This window comes from Serratia sp. EWG9, assembly GCF_019913725.1.
Taxonomy (GTDB): domain Bacteria; phylum Pseudomonadota; class Gammaproteobacteria; order Enterobacterales; family Enterobacteriaceae; genus Serratia; species Serratia ureilytica.
On record NZ_JADNRO010000002.1, the window covers coordinates 562,624 to 577,113 of the forward strand.

At 56.0% G+C, this 14,490-nt stretch carries 15 protein-coding genes, 1 pseudogene and 1 other annotated feature; of the genes and pseudogenes, 8 read left to right on the forward strand and 8 right to left on the reverse strand.

Going from position 1 to position 14,490, the window contains the following annotated elements; translation table 11 throughout:
• From rimM to rplS, 3 genes are read left to right on the forward strand one after another with little or no spacing between them, the layout of a single operon-like run.
• Nucleotides 1–549 (forward strand): ribosome maturation factor RimM, encoded by a 549-nt coding sequence (rimM, locus tag ITX55_RS08075; protein ID WP_019455135.1) that lies wholly within the window; start codon nt 1–3, stop codon nt 547–549.
• A gap of 52 nt (nt 550–601) precedes the next feature.
• Nucleotides 602–1,369: a tRNA (guanosine(37)-N1)-methyltransferase TrmD gene (gene trmD / locus ITX55_RS08080; RefSeq protein ID WP_033641911.1), complete on the forward strand. Its 768-nt coding sequence runs from the start codon at nt 602–604 to the stop codon at nt 1,367–1,369.
• 48 nt (nt 1,370–1,417) lie between these two features.
• A complete protein-coding gene (gene rplS / locus ITX55_RS08085) occupies nt 1,418–1,774 on the forward strand; it encodes a 50S ribosomal protein L19 (protein ID WP_015376707.1) in 357 nt (118 codons plus the stop codon).
• A 143-nt stretch (nt 1,775–1,917) separates the two neighbouring features.
• Here the strand turns inward: rplS and ITX55_RS08090 are convergent, their stop codons facing one another.
• The 4 genes from ITX55_RS08090 to ITX55_RS08105 all read right to left on the reverse strand — a co-directional run bounded on the left by ITX55_RS08090 (nt 1,918) and on the right by ITX55_RS08105 (nt 3,939).
• Nucleotides 1,918–2,145, reverse strand: a complete 228-nt coding sequence (locus tag ITX55_RS08090) for an ogr/Delta-like zinc finger family protein (RefSeq protein WP_033641912.1) — start codon at nt 2,143–2,145, stop codon at nt 1,918–1,920.
• 64 nt (nt 2,146–2,209) lie between these two features.
• Nucleotides 2,210–2,725 (reverse strand): lysozyme, encoded by a 516-nt coding sequence (locus ITX55_RS08095; protein ID WP_033652733.1) that lies wholly within the window; start codon nt 2,723–2,725, stop codon nt 2,210–2,212.
• Nucleotides 2,709–2,930 (reverse strand): holin, encoded by a 222-nt coding sequence (locus ITX55_RS08100; protein WP_033652732.1) that lies wholly within the window; start codon nt 2,928–2,930, stop codon nt 2,709–2,711. Before ITX55_RS08100 ends, ITX55_RS08095 begins: the two co-directional genes overlap by 17 nt.
• Before the next feature lie 244 nt (nt 2,931–3,174).
• Nucleotides 3,175–3,939, reverse strand: coding sequence for a YdiY family protein (locus ITX55_RS08105; RefSeq protein WP_033641933.1), 765 nt, complete (start codon nt 3,937–3,939; stop codon nt 3,175–3,177).
• A gap of 495 nt (nt 3,940–4,434) precedes the next feature.
• On the opposite strand from ITX55_RS08105, the gene ITX55_RS08110 reads away from it, so the two are divergent.
• Entirely contained in the window at nt 4,435–5,511 is a 1,077-nt protein-coding gene (locus tag ITX55_RS08110; RefSeq protein ID WP_016929016.1) for a 3-deoxy-7-phosphoheptulonate synthase, read from the forward strand.
• Nucleotides 5,512–5,514: 3 nt separating this feature from the next.
• Nucleotides 5,515–6,636, forward strand: a complete 1,122-nt coding sequence (tyrA, locus tag ITX55_RS08115) for a bifunctional chorismate mutase/prephenate dehydrogenase (protein ID WP_033641935.1) — start codon at nt 5,515–5,517, stop codon at nt 6,634–6,636.
• A 55-nt stretch (nt 6,637–6,691) separates the two neighbouring features.
• Here the strand turns inward: tyrA and pheA are convergent, their stop codons facing one another.
• The 4 genes from pheA to bamD form a co-directional block, all read right to left on the reverse strand.
• A complete protein-coding gene (pheA, locus tag ITX55_RS08120) occupies nt 6,692–7,849 on the reverse strand; it encodes a bifunctional chorismate mutase/prephenate dehydratase (protein ID WP_033641936.1) in 1,158 nt (385 codons plus the stop codon).
• Nucleotides 7,850–7,891: 42 nt separating this feature from the next.
• Nucleotides 7,892–8,018: a sequence feature (Phe leader region), on the reverse strand.
• Nucleotides 7,970–8,017, reverse strand: coding sequence for a hypothetical protein (locus ITX55_RS08125; protein ID WP_101428074.1), 48 nt, complete (start codon nt 8,015–8,017; stop codon nt 7,970–7,972). (Overlaps the previous feature by 48 nt.)
• 122 nt (nt 8,019–8,140) lie before the next feature.
• Nucleotides 8,141–8,482: a ribosome-associated translation inhibitor RaiA gene (gene raiA, locus ITX55_RS08130; protein WP_004932457.1), complete on the reverse strand. Its 342-nt coding sequence runs from the start codon at nt 8,480–8,482 to the stop codon at nt 8,141–8,143.
• A gap of 312 nt (nt 8,483–8,794) precedes the next feature.
• Complete coding sequence (gene bamD, locus ITX55_RS08135) at nt 8,795–9,526, reverse strand: outer membrane protein assembly factor BamD (protein WP_004932456.1); 732 nt, start codon at nt 9,524–9,526, stop codon at nt 8,795–8,797.
• A 131-nt stretch (nt 9,527–9,657) separates the two neighbouring features.
• Between bamD and rluD the strand changes: the two genes are divergently transcribed.
• From rluD to clpB, 3 genes and pseudogenes are all read left to right on the forward strand, one after another.
• Complete coding sequence (gene rluD, locus ITX55_RS08140; protein WP_004932452.1) at nt 9,658–10,635, forward strand: 23S rRNA pseudouridine(1911/1915/1917) synthase RluD; 978 nt, start codon at nt 9,658–9,660, stop codon at nt 10,633–10,635.
• On the forward strand, nt 10,635–11,366 hold the full coding sequence (yfiH, locus tag ITX55_RS08145; RefSeq protein WP_108680198.1) for a purine nucleoside phosphorylase YfiH: 732 nt from the start codon (nt 10,635–10,637) through the stop codon (nt 11,364–11,366). Before rluD ends, yfiH begins: the two co-directional genes overlap by 1 nt.
• A 130-nt stretch (nt 11,367–11,496) precedes the next feature.
• Nucleotides 11,497–14,069: pseudogene (gene clpB, locus ITX55_RS08150) on the forward strand (ATP-dependent chaperone ClpB).
• Nucleotides 14,070–14,490 lie beyond the last annotated feature (421 nt).

Genomic DNA, 14,490 nt, shown 5'->3' on the forward strand with positions numbered 1-14,490 from the left:
ATGAGCAAGCAACTCAAACCGGTAGCGCCTAAGCAGCCGATTGTACTCGGTAAAATGGGGTCCGCTTACGGCATTCGTGGTTGGCTCAGAGTGTTTTCATCCACCGAGAACGCCGAAAGCATTTTTGACTATCAGCCGTGGTTTATCCAGCAGGCGGGTCAGTGGCAGCATATCGAGTTGGAAGACTGGAAGCGCCACAGTCAGGATCTGATCATCAAAGTCAAAGGCATTGACGATCGGGACGCGGCGAATCTGCTGACCAATCGCGAGATTATGGTGGATTCTGAGCAACTTCCTCCGCTGGAGGGTGACGATTACTACTGGAAAGACCTGATGGGCTGCCAGGTAGTCACCACCGCCGGCTACGAGCTGGGTAAAGTCATCGATATGATGGAAACCGGCTCGAACGATGTGATGGTTGTGAAAGCGAACCTGAAAGATGCGTTCGGCATGAAGGAGCGGTTGATTCCGTTTCTTCATGGGCAGGTTATCAAGAAAGTCGATCTCACTGCCCGCGTGATTGAGGCAGATTGGGATCCTGGTTTTTGACCCCCGGATCAAACGGTCGAAGCAAGTGGAATAACGGTAAGGGGATTGGCTTGTGTTCATCGGTATTGTAAGCCTGTTTCCTGAGATGTTCCGCGCTATCACCGATTACGGGGTGACTGGCCGGGCAGTAAAAAATGGCCTGCTGAGCGTGCAGTGTTGGAGTCCGCGCGACTTCACCTACGACCGGCATCGTACCGTGGACGATCGCCCTTACGGCGGTGGCCCGGGAATGCTGATGATGGTGCAACCTTTACGGGAAGCCATTCATGCGGCGAAAGCAGCGGCAGGCGAGGGAGCAAAGGTGATTTATCTGTCACCTCAGGGGCGCAAGCTGGATCAAACCGGCGTGTGCGAACTGGCGGCCAATCAGAAGATGATTCTGGTGTGCGGCCGTTACGAAGGGATAGACGAGCGCGTAATCCAAACCGAAATTGACGAAGAATGGTCAATCGGCGATTACGTTCTCAGCGGCGGGGAACTGCCGGCGATGACCCTGATTGATTCAGTCGCCCGTTTCATACCGGGTGTGCTGGGCCATCAGGCCTCAGCGGAGGAAGACTCTTTCGCCGATGGATTGCTGGACTGCCCGCACTATACCCGCCCCGAGGTGTTGGAAGGAATGGAAGTACCGCCGGTTCTGCTGTCGGGCAACCATGCCGAGATACGTCGCTGGCGCTTAAAGCAGTCGCTGGGCCGAACCTGGCTTAGAAGACCTGAACTTCTAGAAAGCCTAGCTCTGACTGACGAGCAAGCGGTGTTGCTGGCTGAGTTCCAACGGGAACATCAGACCAGGCAACAGGACTATGAAGGAAACGTCTGACATCAGACGGGACCGATATATCAGTTTACCTAGGGTAAGAGACATATTATGAGCAACATTATTAAGCAACTTGAACAAGAGCAGATGAAACAAGACGTACCTGCATTCCGTCCGGGTGATTCCGTGGAAGTGAAGGTATGGGTCGTTGAAGGTAGCAAAAAACGTCTGCAGGCATTCGAGGGCGTGGTTATCGCTATCCGTAACCGCGGTCTGCACTCTGCATTCACTGTTCGTAAGATTTCCAACGGCGAAGGTGTTGAGCGCGTATTCCAGACTCACTCCCCAGTAATCGACAGCATTACTGTTAAACGTCGTGGTGCCGTTCGTAAAGCTAAACTGTACTACCTGCGTGAACGTACTGGTAAGGCTGCTCGTATCAAAGAGCGTCTGAACCGCGTTAACTAACGCTGCATCCAAAAGTTAATAGTTATCAGGGGTTGGCCTATGCCAACCCCTTTTTTTATCTTAAAACCTCGACAGGTTGCATTTGCGAGATTTCATCTGCGCATCGCCAACTTAATAAAGCCTGCATAAGCAGGCTTTTTGCATTACAGCGCCGCGGCGCTTTGTTTCTGCTGACTCTCCGGCGGGTGAGGCTGCGCCGGGATAATGTCATCGCCAGGTTTGACGATCACCCGCGCGACGGACTCGTGCGTGGCGAACGTGCAGCTGCAATTGATGTTGCGGCATTGATGGTAACGCTCTTTGGTCGACTCGCTCAGATAGCGGCTGGAGCGAGTGTGGGCCACGTGACCGCATAATGGACAGTGCATCATAAGAACCCCCTTGAACAAATTAAGTGAAATTGTTGTGGCATCACCACTTAGGCGAGCGAGCCCGTCATGATGAGGCAATACCTTGCAAGCACAGTGCGCGTTCCATGGCGCGTCGCTGTTCCAGCCCCTTGTTTTTCTTTCCATTTACATAAACCCAGCGTGGCAACTGATCGCAGGCCTGCTGCCACTGACCCTGCTGCAGCAGCGCGACCAGCGTGGAATGGCAGGCGGCGCTGATACCCACGTTGAAGGCGAAGGCGATCACCGCATCATAGGTTTCTTGCGAGAGCGTTTGCGGTAGACAGGCGGCCATGCCGCGCTCGGTGCGGCGAACATCGTCTACCAAATCCGCAGCGGCTTTCCGTTCATCTATCGCCTTGCCAGGGATGACGCCGGCGGTGTGCCCAATGCCCTGTGTCCATACCCCGGCGTTGCACTGGTAAGGAGACAGTCGGCAACCTTCGAGATCGGCGATCAGCCTGAGGCCGGTTTCTGAGGTTTGCAGCTCGCCGAACGACGGCAACAACACGGCGATGGCTAAAACGGCGGCGACGCTGCAGCGTTTAACGATTGCACTCATCGAAAATTTTCCTCCGTGATGCCGCATTGCGCTCAATAGCCTTCAAGATCTGCAGGCTTTTACGTCGGTAATACCAGTTCACCAGGAAAGTGCCGATGCCTACTGCGGCGCCGACTAAAAAGGCAATGTCCTGCGGAGACAGTTTGCCCAGCCAGGCGAGGAACAGCGCCATGGCATAGGTGATGAATGAGGTGATTTTCTCCATAGCTTATGCTCGCTTCGTTTACAGAACCTCGGGATCCGAAGGCATCGATGCTTGGCAGCTCGCTATCGATATCCGTCATGCTCCTGACCTGTATAATAATTACTGTATATGCATACAGTATTAAGCTATTTGCTAAAGTCGTCAATGGGTGGGGTGAATATTTTTAGCAGATTGTGCAAAAGGTGACTGCGCGCATAAAAAAAGCCCATCGATGATGGGCTTCGAGAAATCATGGGCGGGCAGGTTACAGGCCGTAGACCAGCGTGACCGAGGTTGTCGTGTCGGTGTTCTTCGGCGCGGAGGCCGGTGGCTTGCTGTTGTAGGTCACGGTGTAAGCTACGCGCAGTGAAAAGCGATCGTTGATCGCCACGTTCAACGCGCTTTCCGAGTTCAGCGTGGTTTCTTCGTTCGCCAGTGCGGAGACGCCCTGAATGAACTTGGTGTTGTCGGTGAGCTGATAGGAATAGTTGGCCGCGCCATAGGCCAGCCCTTTGGTCGAGCGGCCGCCGCCATGGTATTCGTCATGGCGCACGCCGGGACCGAATTCCACCCGCAGGTCGCTGAGCGGCCCGTTGAGGATTTGACGGCCATAGCCGCTGGTCAGCGTGGAGCGTGAGTCGTAACCGTTGAAACGGTCGCTCAGCCAGCTGGCCTGGCCGAACAGGTAGTTGCGATCGGTCAGGTTATAGCGCGTACGGCCGCCGGCCTGATACTTTTCGGACGAGCGCACGTTGGAAGAGGTGGTGTTGTTGGCCGCCCCCCACAGGCTGTACGCCGCGTCGGTGTTGAACCAGGTCATGTTGGTATTGGCCAACAGAGTGGAACTCTGCGAGTTGCCGGACTGGGCGTTGTAGCCCGCCTGCACGTTGCCTTCGAACGGTTTCTTGGCGGTGGCCGGATCGTCCATCGCGGTGAAAAGCGTATTGTCGGCAAGGGCTGAAACACTGGTGAAAGTCGTTAAGCAGCAAATATACAGCGGAAAAGCGCGACGAGCGCGGGAAGAGAGCATCTTGGATCCAGTTGTTAAGGGTGATTATTGTTGATGACGGTCACATTATATCGGTTCATTTCGGCGACAAAAATAGCCGCCATTAGCTTAAGTTTTTAATTTTTATCCCTCATTTATTCGCTTTTCTTCTACTTAAATTCATCGCTTTCGACGGCATTCCGTGCTGATCCTGCTTCGCCCGGCCGCCGGTGCCGAGATGGGGCGTGCATCCTCGCTGTAAAATATAATGTACAAATATGTTTACGATAAATGGCTTTGTTAGGCAGGAGGGGTTACAGCGTGATGATGGGCTGTTTAATTGTTTAATATATTGTATTTGTTGAGTTTAAATCTACTTTCGCAACCCTGACTCAAAGGTGGTTTAAGCAAGATAATGACGGTAATCTTTTATTTACGGAAAATGGATTGAAAACTTTACATATCATGATAGGGTAGACCCCTGAAACGCTCAATGTTCCATTTCAACGCATAACGCCAAACGACAGGAATAGCATCATGCAAAAAGACGCGCTCAATAACGTACACATCAGTGCAGAACAGGTTCTCATCACGCCGGAGGAGCTGAAGAACCAGTTCCCGCTCAGCGCCGACGACGAAAATGAAATCGCCACTGCGCGTAACACCATCGCCAACATTTTGCAGGGGCGCGATCATCGCCTGTTGGTGGTGTGTGGGCCTTGTTCGATCCACGATCCGGATGCGGCGCTGGACTACGCCCGTCGTTTGAAAACCCTGGCGGCTGACTTGAGCGATCAGCTGTATATCGTTATGCGCGTCTACTTTGAAAAACCCAGAACCACTGTCGGCTGGAAAGGTTTGATCAACGATCCGTACATGGACGGTTCGTTTGACGTTGAAGCAGGCTTGCATATCGCGCGTCGCCTGTTGCTGGATCTGGTGGGCATGGGCTTGCCGTTGGCTACCGAAGCGTTGGATCCGAACAGCCCGCAGTACCTGGGCGATTTGTTCAGCTGGTCGGCGATCGGCGCGCGTACCACCGAATCTCAGACCCACCGAGAAATGGCATCCGGCCTGTCGATGCCGGTCGGGTTCAAAAACGGCACCGACGGCAGCCTGGGCACCGCCATCAACGCCATGCGCGCCGCTGCCATGCCGCATCGCTTCGTCGGCATTAACCAGGCAGGTCAGGTTTGCCTGCTGCAGACTCAGGGCAACCCGGATGGGCACGTGATCCTGCGCGGCGGCAAAACGCCGAACTACAGCGCTGAGCACGTTGCGGCCTGTGAAAAACAGATGCTTGAGGCGGGACTCCACCCGTCCTTGATGATAGATTGCAGCCATGGCAACTCGAATAAAGACTATCGCCGTCAGCCGGCGGTTGCCGAGTCCGTGGTGGAGCAGATCAAGGCGGGTAACCGCTCAATCACCGGCATTATGCTGGAGAGCCATCTGCATGAGGGCAATCAGTCTTCCGAACAGCCGCGTGCAGACATGCGTTACGGTGTGTCCGTCACCGACGCCTGCATCAACTGGGAGAGCACGGAAACCCTGTTGCGCCATATGCATCAGGAACTCGGCGCTGCGCTGACGGCCCGCACGGGAGAAAAGTAAGTTATGGTGGCTGAACTGACCGCGCTGCGCGATCAAATCGATGAGGTGGATAAAGCGCTGCTGGATCTGCTGGCGAAACGCCTGCATCTGGTAGCGGAAGTGGGTGAAGTCAAAAGCCGTCATGGCCTGCCGGTTTACGTACCGGAGCGCGAAGCCGCGATGCTGGCCTCGCGCCGCCGGGAGGCGGAAAATCTCGGCGTGCCGCCGGATCTGATCGAAGATGTGTTGCGCCGCGTGATGCGCGAGTCTTACGTCAGCGAGAACGACAAGGGCTTTAAAACCCTGTGCCCGCAGCTGCGGCCGATCGTCATTATCGGCGGCAACGGCCAAATGGGCAGGCTGTTCAATCGCTTGCTGACGCTGTCGGGTTATCAGGTCAGGGTGTTGGATCAGGAAGATTGGCCGCAGGCGGAGCAGCTGTTGGCGGATGCCGGCATGGTGATCGTCAGCGTGCCGATCCACGTGACCGAGCAGGTGATAAGCCGCCTGCCGACGCTGCCTGCCGATTGTATTCTGGTGGATCTGGCGTCGGTGAAGAACCGGCCTTTGCACGCGATGTTGGCGGCGCACAGCGGCCCGGTGGTCGGTCTGCATCCGATGTTCGGCCCGGACGTGGGCAGCGTGGCCAAGCAGGTGGTGGTCTACTGCGACGGCCGCCAGCCGGAGGCGTATCAGTGGCTGCTTGAACAGTTGCAGGTGTGGGGCGCGCGGCTGCATCGCATCAGCGCGGCCGAGCACGATCAGAATATGGCGTTTATTCAGGCGCTGCGGCACTTCGCTACCTTCGCCTACGGGCTGCACCTGGCGGAAGAGAACGTGCAACTGGAGCAACTGCTGGCGCTCTCTTCGCCAATCTACCGGCTGGAGCTGGCGATGGTTGGCCGTCTGTTCGCGCAGGATCCGCAGCTGTACGCCGATATCATTATGTCGTCGGAAGAAAACGTGGCGCTGATTAAGCGTTACTACCAGCGCTTCGGCGAGGCGATAAAGCTGTTGGAGCATGGCGACAAACAGGCGTTTATCGAGAGCTTCCGCAAGGTAGAGCATTGGTTCGGCGATTACGCCCAGCGCTTCCTGGTGGAGAGCCGCACGCTGTTGCGGCAGGCTAACGACAGCCGGCAGTAAAACTGCGGGCAGTAAACATAAAGGGTTCGGCTTGGCCGAACCCTTTTTTACGGTTTCAGGATGGGTTGACCGGCACCACGGTGTCGCTTGGGTAACAGCCCAGCACCTTCAGCGAGCGGGTGATCGGCGCCAGATCGCGCAGCGCTTTTTGCATCGCCTCGGCGCGCAGGTTGGCCTGCACATCGATATAGAACATCTCCTCCCACGGATTGCCGTTGATCGGACGTGATTCCAGCTTGGTCATGATGATGCCGTTATCGCGCAATACCAGCAGTGCTTCGACCAGCGCGCCGGATTGTTGGCCGGTCGCCATGATCAGCGTGGTTTTTGCCGGCACCTGTTCGGAGACATCGATCGCTTTGCGCGCCAGGACGATAAAGCGGGTGATGTTTTGCTGCTGGTTGGCGAGATTGTGTTCCAGCACCTGCAGCCCGTACAGCGCGCCGCCGGCCTCGCTGCCCAGTGCAGCCACCTTCGGTGAATTCAGCTTGGCGACTTTCTCCATCGCGGCCGCCGTGCTTTCGGTGTATTCGATTTTCCAGTGCGGGAAGCGGTTAAGGAACTGGCTGCACTGTTGGAACGGCTGCGGATGGCTGTAGACGGTTTCTATCTGGCTCAGATCGCTGTCGCCGGCGATCAGAACGCAGTGGTTGATAGGGTTAGTCAGTTCGCCGACGATCGACAGGCTGGTGTGTTGCAGCAGATCGTAGACCTCGTTTATCGAACCGGAGCTGGTGTTCTCGATCGGCAAAATCGCGTAGTCCGCCTGGCCGGTTTCCACCTGGGCGAAAATATCCTGAAACTTCTGGCAGCCGCATTCGATCAGCCGATCGAAGTGGCGGGCAGCGTATTGGCGCGCCGCCAGATGTGAATAAGAGCCTTTCGGGCCGAGGAAAGCGATGCGGGCGGAATGCTGGCTGACGGGGTTGAGCTGGTGCTGCAACAGCGCCTGCTGGGTCAGAACGGAGTCTTCAATGATCAGTTGGAACAGGCGGGTGACGTAGAAACCGTCCAGGTCGTAAGGCTTGGCGGCGGCGATCAGCGCATCCAGCAGATCGCGTTCGCGCTCTTTGTCACGGATCGGGCGGTGAGAGTGCAGCTTGGTCTTGCCGACTTCGATCGCCAGCTCACGGCGTTCCGCCAGCAAGGCCAACAGTTTCAAGTCCAGTGCGCTGATGCGCTCGCGCAGCACCAATAACGGGTTGTCAGTCATAATCAGCTTCCGCCTTCAGTTCTTATTCGTTGTAAAACAGCCATAAAAAAAGCCCCCTGTTTCCAGGAGGCCTTGTTGTTCGTCTTCGCATTCTTTCTCACACGACGAAACGCCTCCCAGTCAGGGGAAGGTAAAAAAGAATGCGAAGAAAAACGGTGTGCGTGGCATGGTCTACCTAAGGTTAATGCGAACAGGTTTTAAAGTAACCGCTGGCTTTTACCTCGTCAACAAAAATACCCGACAAAAAACGCGCCCCTGGGCGCGTTTGATGCGGCAATCGCTGTCGGACGGTTATTCCTGCTCTTGCGTGACTTCCGGCACAATGTCTTTCACGCTGGCATTGCAGCGGCGCGCTTCGCCTTTGTGCTGCACTTTGTTCAACTGGCGCTCCAGTTTGGCGATCAGCTCGTTAACGGCGGTATACATGTCATCATGTTTGGCGCTGGCGACCAGCGGGCCGTTAGGCGTAGTAATGGTAGCGTCGGCGACAAACCCTTGCGGCTCTTTGGATAAGACGATATGCGGGTTAATCAGCTGGGTCTGCCATTTTTCCAGTTTGGTGAGACGGTCTTCGACGTGATTGCGGATTGCGGGAGTGATATCCATTTGTTTGCTGGTAATGTTCAATGTCATATAACTTACCTCTCTGTCTTTCCGTCTTGGTGAATCCAGCATACCCCGCTTTTTGTTTAAATGCGTGATGTAAATCACGATTTTTTGTCACTTTTTGCAAAGTTAGTTCAATCTGTGATTCAGCATCTGAATTGGCTATCTAATGCTTGAGAGTTGCCGCCGGATGGCGCATTATCGATGAGTTGACCGGTGAGGAGCGCTAGCTAACACCATGTTTTTACTTGTGTATTTTTCCAGTAAAAACCAGGTCGACGCCAATGAAAACGGCAGCCTTGGCTGCCGTTTGGTTTTTCTGCCGGTGCCGACGCGCGCTTATTGCGGGTTGGCGGCGATCACTTTGGCCACTTTGTCAGCCTGGCCGTTCAGCTGCAGCTGCTTGTAGGCATTTTCCATCAGCGGCAACACGTCATGCGTCGCTTTGGTATCCGGGAATTCACGCAACATCTGCTCGGCGCGATTAACGACCGCGACGTAAGCACCACGTTTAGTGTAGTATTCCGCCACCGAAAGCTCATACTTGGCCAAACGATCTTTCAGATACACCAAACGCTTGTTGGCGTCGGTCGCGTATTGGCTGTTCGGGTATTGCTGAATCAACTGGCTGAAGTCGCGGAACGCAGCGCGAGCGTGCTGAGGATCGCGGTCCGAACGGTCAACCCCGAAGAAGCCCTGCAGCGCGCTGTCATCAAGCGCCATGTCGGTCAGGCCGCGCATGTACATCACGTAATCGATGTTCGGGTGCGTCGGATTAAGGCGCATGAAGCGATCGATGGATGCCTGAGCCATTGGCAAGTCGGCAGCCTTATAATAGGCGTAAATCAAATCCAGCTGGACCTGCTGGGAATACGGCCCGAAAGGATAGCGGTTATCTAACGCTTCGAGTTGCGTAATAGCGCCCTTGAAGTTACCGTCCTGCAGTTTTTGCTGCGCGGTAGCATAGATTTCCGAAGGCGGGTTGTCGGGAACCGCATCCTTGGATGTGGAGCAACCTGCCAGCGCCAGGCTCAACGTGGCTGCCGCCACCAGATATTTCATACGCGTCATGACGTTTTGATTATCCTCAGGGTGTTATTCCGGGAGACTGTCCGTTAAGCTCCCGACAAAGACCAGGTACAATAGCACATTATATTAAACGGCATCGCCGTGAAAACCCAACGTTAACGAAGAAGCTGCATATGGCACAACAAGTACAACTCACCGCAACGGTGGCCGAATCTCAACTCGGACAACGTTTAGATCAGGCTTTGGCTGAATTGTTCCCTGATTATTCACGATCTCGCATAAAAGAGTGGATCCTGGGCGATCGGGTGAAGGTCAATGGCAAAACGTCAAACAAACCGAAAGAGAAGGTGCTGGGCGGAGAGACAGTCGCCATCGATGCACAGATAGAAGAAGAAGCGCGTTGGGAGCCGCAGGATATCGCGCTGGATATCGTCTATGAAGACAGCGATATCCTGGTGATCAACAAGCCGCGCGATTTGGTGGTGCACCCTGGCGCCGGTAACCCGGACGGCACGGTGCTCAATGCGCTGCTGCATCACTACCCGGAAATTGCCGACGTGCCGCGTGCCGGCATCGTGCACCGTCTGGATAAAGACACCACCGGCTTGATGGTGGTGGCGAAAACCGTGCCGGCGCAAACCCGGCTGGTGGAGGCGCTGCAGGCGCGCGAAATCACCCGTGAATACGAAGCGGTGGCGATCGGCACCATGACGGCAGGCGGTACGGTAGAAGAACCCATCGCGCGCCATTCCACCAAGCGCACTCACATGGCGGTGCACCCGATGGGTAAGCCGGCGGTGACGCACTATCGCATTATGGAGCACTTCCGCGCGCACACTCGTCTGCGCCTGCGCCTGGAAACCGGCCGTACTCACCAGATCCGCGTGCACATGGCTTACATTAGCCATCCGCTGGTGGGCGATCCGCTGTACGGCGGCCGTCCGCGTCCGCCGAAAGGCGCTTCGGAGGCCTTCATCAACACGCTGCGCGGCTTTGACCGCCAGGCGCTGCACGCCACCATGCTGCGTTTGTATCACCCGATCAGCGGCATCCAGATGGAGTGGCATGCGCCGCTGCCGCAGGACATGGTTGATCTGATCAACGCGCTGAAGGCGGACACCGAAGAATTCAAAGATCAGATGGACTGGTAATGCGCTCGCTCATTCTGCCCGACTGGCCGTTGCCTCCCGGCGTTAAAGCTTGCAGCACCACGCGCGATGGTGGCGTCAGCCTGCCACCTTATGACTCGCTGAACCTCGGCGCTCACGTGGGCGACGAGGCGCAAGCGGTGAAGCGCAATCGGGAAAGGTTGGTTACCGCCGCCGGCTTGCCGCAGATGCCGGTATGGCTCGAGCAGGTGCACGGCACTCGCGTGGTGACGTTGACGGGACAAGCGCTCGCCGATCTGCGGGCGGATGCGGTGTACAGTAACGTGCCGGGTCAGGTGTGCGCAGTGATGACGGCGGATTGTCTGCCGGTGCTGTTCTGCTCGCAGCACGGCGACGAAGTGGCCGCCGCTCACGCCGGTTGGCGTGGGCTATGCCACGGCGTGCTGGAGCAAACCGTGGCGGCGTTCAGCGCCGCACCGGGCCAAATCAGCGCCTGGCTGGGGCCGGCGATCGGCCCGCAGCAGTTCGAGGTCGGGCCGGAGGTGCGCGCCGCTTTCATGGCGGAAGACGCTGAGGCCGCAGCGGCATTTACCCCGCACGGCGATAAATTTTTGGCTAATATCTACTTGCTGGCTCGCCAACGCTTGTTGCGTGCGGGCGTTCAGGCCATTTATGGCGGCGACCGCTGTACGGTTAACGAAATGAGCCATTTTTTCTCCTATCGACGCGATGGAATAACCGGACGTCTGGCAAGTTTAATCTGGCTGATATAACCTATTGAATTAGGACGATCCAACGACGCATGGCGTTGTACCGAAAATTTAGCGTCGAGATAACCTTGAAAATTTGAGGGATGACCTCATTTAATCTCCAGTAGCAATTTCGACCCATCTTGGAGGTGTTATGCGTCTGGATCGTCTTACCAACAAATTCCAGCTTGCCCTCGCCGATGCCCAGTCACTAGCCCTTGGGCACGACAACCAGTTTATTGAACCGCTACATCTGATGAGCGCCCTGCTCAATCAGGAAGGGGGCACGGTTCGTCCACTATTAACTTCCGCAGGTATCGATGCCGGGCGTGTGCGCACCGAGATCGAACAGGCGCTGTCCCGTTTACCGCAGGTAGAAGGCACCGGTGGTGACGTTCAACCGTCCCACGAGTTGGTGCGCGTTCTGAACCTGTGCGACAAGCTGGCGCAAAAGCGTGCGGACAAATTCATTTCTTCCGAGCTGTTTGTGCTTGCGGTGCTGGAAGACCGCGGCTCGTTGACCGACTTGTTGAAAGCGGCCGGCGCGACGGCCGACAAAATCAGCAAAGCCATTGAACAAATGAGAGGCGGTGACAGCGTGGAAGACCAAGGCGCCGAAGACCAACGGCAGGCATTGAAGAAATACACTATCGATCTGACCGAACGTGCTGAGCAGGGCAAACTTGACCCGGTGATCGGCCGTGACGAAGAGATCCGTCGCACCATTCAGGTGCTGCAACGCCGTACCAAAAACAACCCGGTGTTGATCGGCGAGCCTGGCGTGGGTAAAACCGCCATCGTCGAAGGCCTGGCGCAGCGCATCATTAACGGCGAAGTGCCGGAAGGGCTGAAGCACAAGCGCGTATTGTCCCTCGATATGGGCGCCTTGATCGCCGGCGCCAAATATCGCGGCGAGTTTGAAGAGCGTCTGAAAGGCGTGCTCAACGATCTGGCCAAGCAGGAAGGCAGCGTTATCCTGTTTATCGACGAACTGCATACCATGGTCGGTGCCGGTAAGGCGGATGGCGCGATGGACGCAGGCAACATGCTGAAGCCGGCGCTGGCGCGCGGCGAACTGCACTGCGTCGGTGCCACCACGCTGGATGAATACCGTCAATATATAGAGAAGGATGCGGCGCTCGAACGTCGTTTCCAGAAAGTATATGTGGCGGAGCCGAGCGTGGAAGACACCATTGCTATTCTGCGCGGCCTGAAAGAGCGTTACGAACTGCACCACCACGTGCAGATAACCGACCCGGCCATTGTAGCGGCGGCAACGCTTTCGCACCGCTATATCGCCGATCGTCAATTGCCGGACAAGGCTATTGACCTTATCGACGAAGCGGCGTCCAGCATTCGCATGCAGATGGACTCCAAGCCGGAGTCGCTCGACAGACTTGAGCGCCGCATCATCCAATTGAAACTGGAACAGCAGGCGCTGAATAAAGAGTCTGATGACGCCAGCAAGAAACGCCTGGACATGCTGAGCGATGAGCTCGGGCAGAAAGAGCGCGAATACTCGGAGCTGGAAGAAGAGTGGAAAGCGGAAAAAGCGTCGCTCTCCGGCACCCAGAATATCAAGGCTGAACTCGAGCAGGCCAAAATCACCCTGGAGCAGGCGCGTCGCGTCGGCGATCTGGGGCGGATGTCGGAACTGCAGTACGGCAAAATCCCTGAGCTGGAAAAACAGCTCGCCGCCGCCACGCAGGCCGAAGGCAAGAGCATGAAGCTGCTGCGCAACCGGGTGACCGATGCGGAGATTGCCGAAGTGCTGGCGCGTGCCACCGGGATCCCGGTCGCAAGAATGCTGGAAGGCGAGCGCGACAAGCTGCTGCGCCTGGAACAAGAACTGCATTCGCGAGTGATTGGCCAGGACGAAGCGGTCAGCGCAGTCTCCAATGCGATCCGCCGCAGCCGTGCGGGGCTGTCCGATCCTAACCGACCGATCGGTTCGTTCCTGTTCCTCGGTCCGACCGGGGTAGGGAAAACCGAGCTTTGCAAGGCGCTGGCTTCGTTCCTGTTCGACAGCGACGACGCCATGGTGCGTATCGATATGTCCGAGTTTATGGAGAAACACTCCGTTTCGCGTCTGGTCGGCGCGCTCCGGGCTATGTCGGTTATGAAGAGGGCGGTTACCTGACGGAAGCCGTACGTCGCCGGCCTTATTCGGTGATTCTGCTGGATGAAGTCGAGAAAGCGCACCCGGACGTGTTCAATATTCTGTTGCAGGTGTTGGATGACGGCCGCCTGACCGATGGTCAAGGCCGCACCGTCGATTTCCGCAATACCGTGGTGATCATGACGTCCAACCTGGGTTCCGATCTGATCCAGGAGCATTTCGGTCAGATGAACTACGCGCAGATGAAAGAGTCGGTGATGGAGATGGTAAGTCACCACTTCCGTCCGGAGTTCATCAACCGTATCGACGAAGTGGTGGTGTTCCACCCGCTGGGCGAGAAACACATCGCCGCGATCGCCAAGATTCAGTTGTCGCGTCTGTACAAGCGTTTGGAAGAGCGCGGTTACGAAGTGACCATGACCGAACCGGCTCTGGCGCTGTTAAGCAAAACAGGCTACGACCCTGTATATGGCGCGCGCCCGTTGAAACGCGCTATTCAGCAGGAAATCGAGAACCCGCTGGCACAACAAATCCTGTCCGGCAAGCTGTTACCTGGCAAGCTGGTGACGTTGGATGTGGAAAACGACCATATCGTTGCCCGCCAATAACGGCGATTAAGGATAATAAAGATGAAAGGGAGCGGGGGACCGCTCCCTTTTCTTTACCTTCGTTTGTCCCTATTTACAGGGGTTGCCGCTATTACTGCCCTAAAACCGGTATTTTTTGACTAATAAATATCCTAAAAAGTCGTTTTTGGTGATTATTTGAACGCTTGAAAAGTTTTTTGCATTTAGGGGTTGCGGCCTGCCGAGAACTCCCTATAATGCGCCTCCACTGACCGGGAACAACGACTGACAAGCCGCCGGGTCAGCGAGAGGAAAGCGAAATAAACGCTTGACTCTCCGGGTGAAAAGCGTAATATACGCAGCCCGCGCCGATGAGTTTCTCGGCACTGCTCTTTAACAATTTATCAGACAATCTGTGTGGGCACTCCACAAGACGATATCCAGCATCTTCGGATGCAAAAAA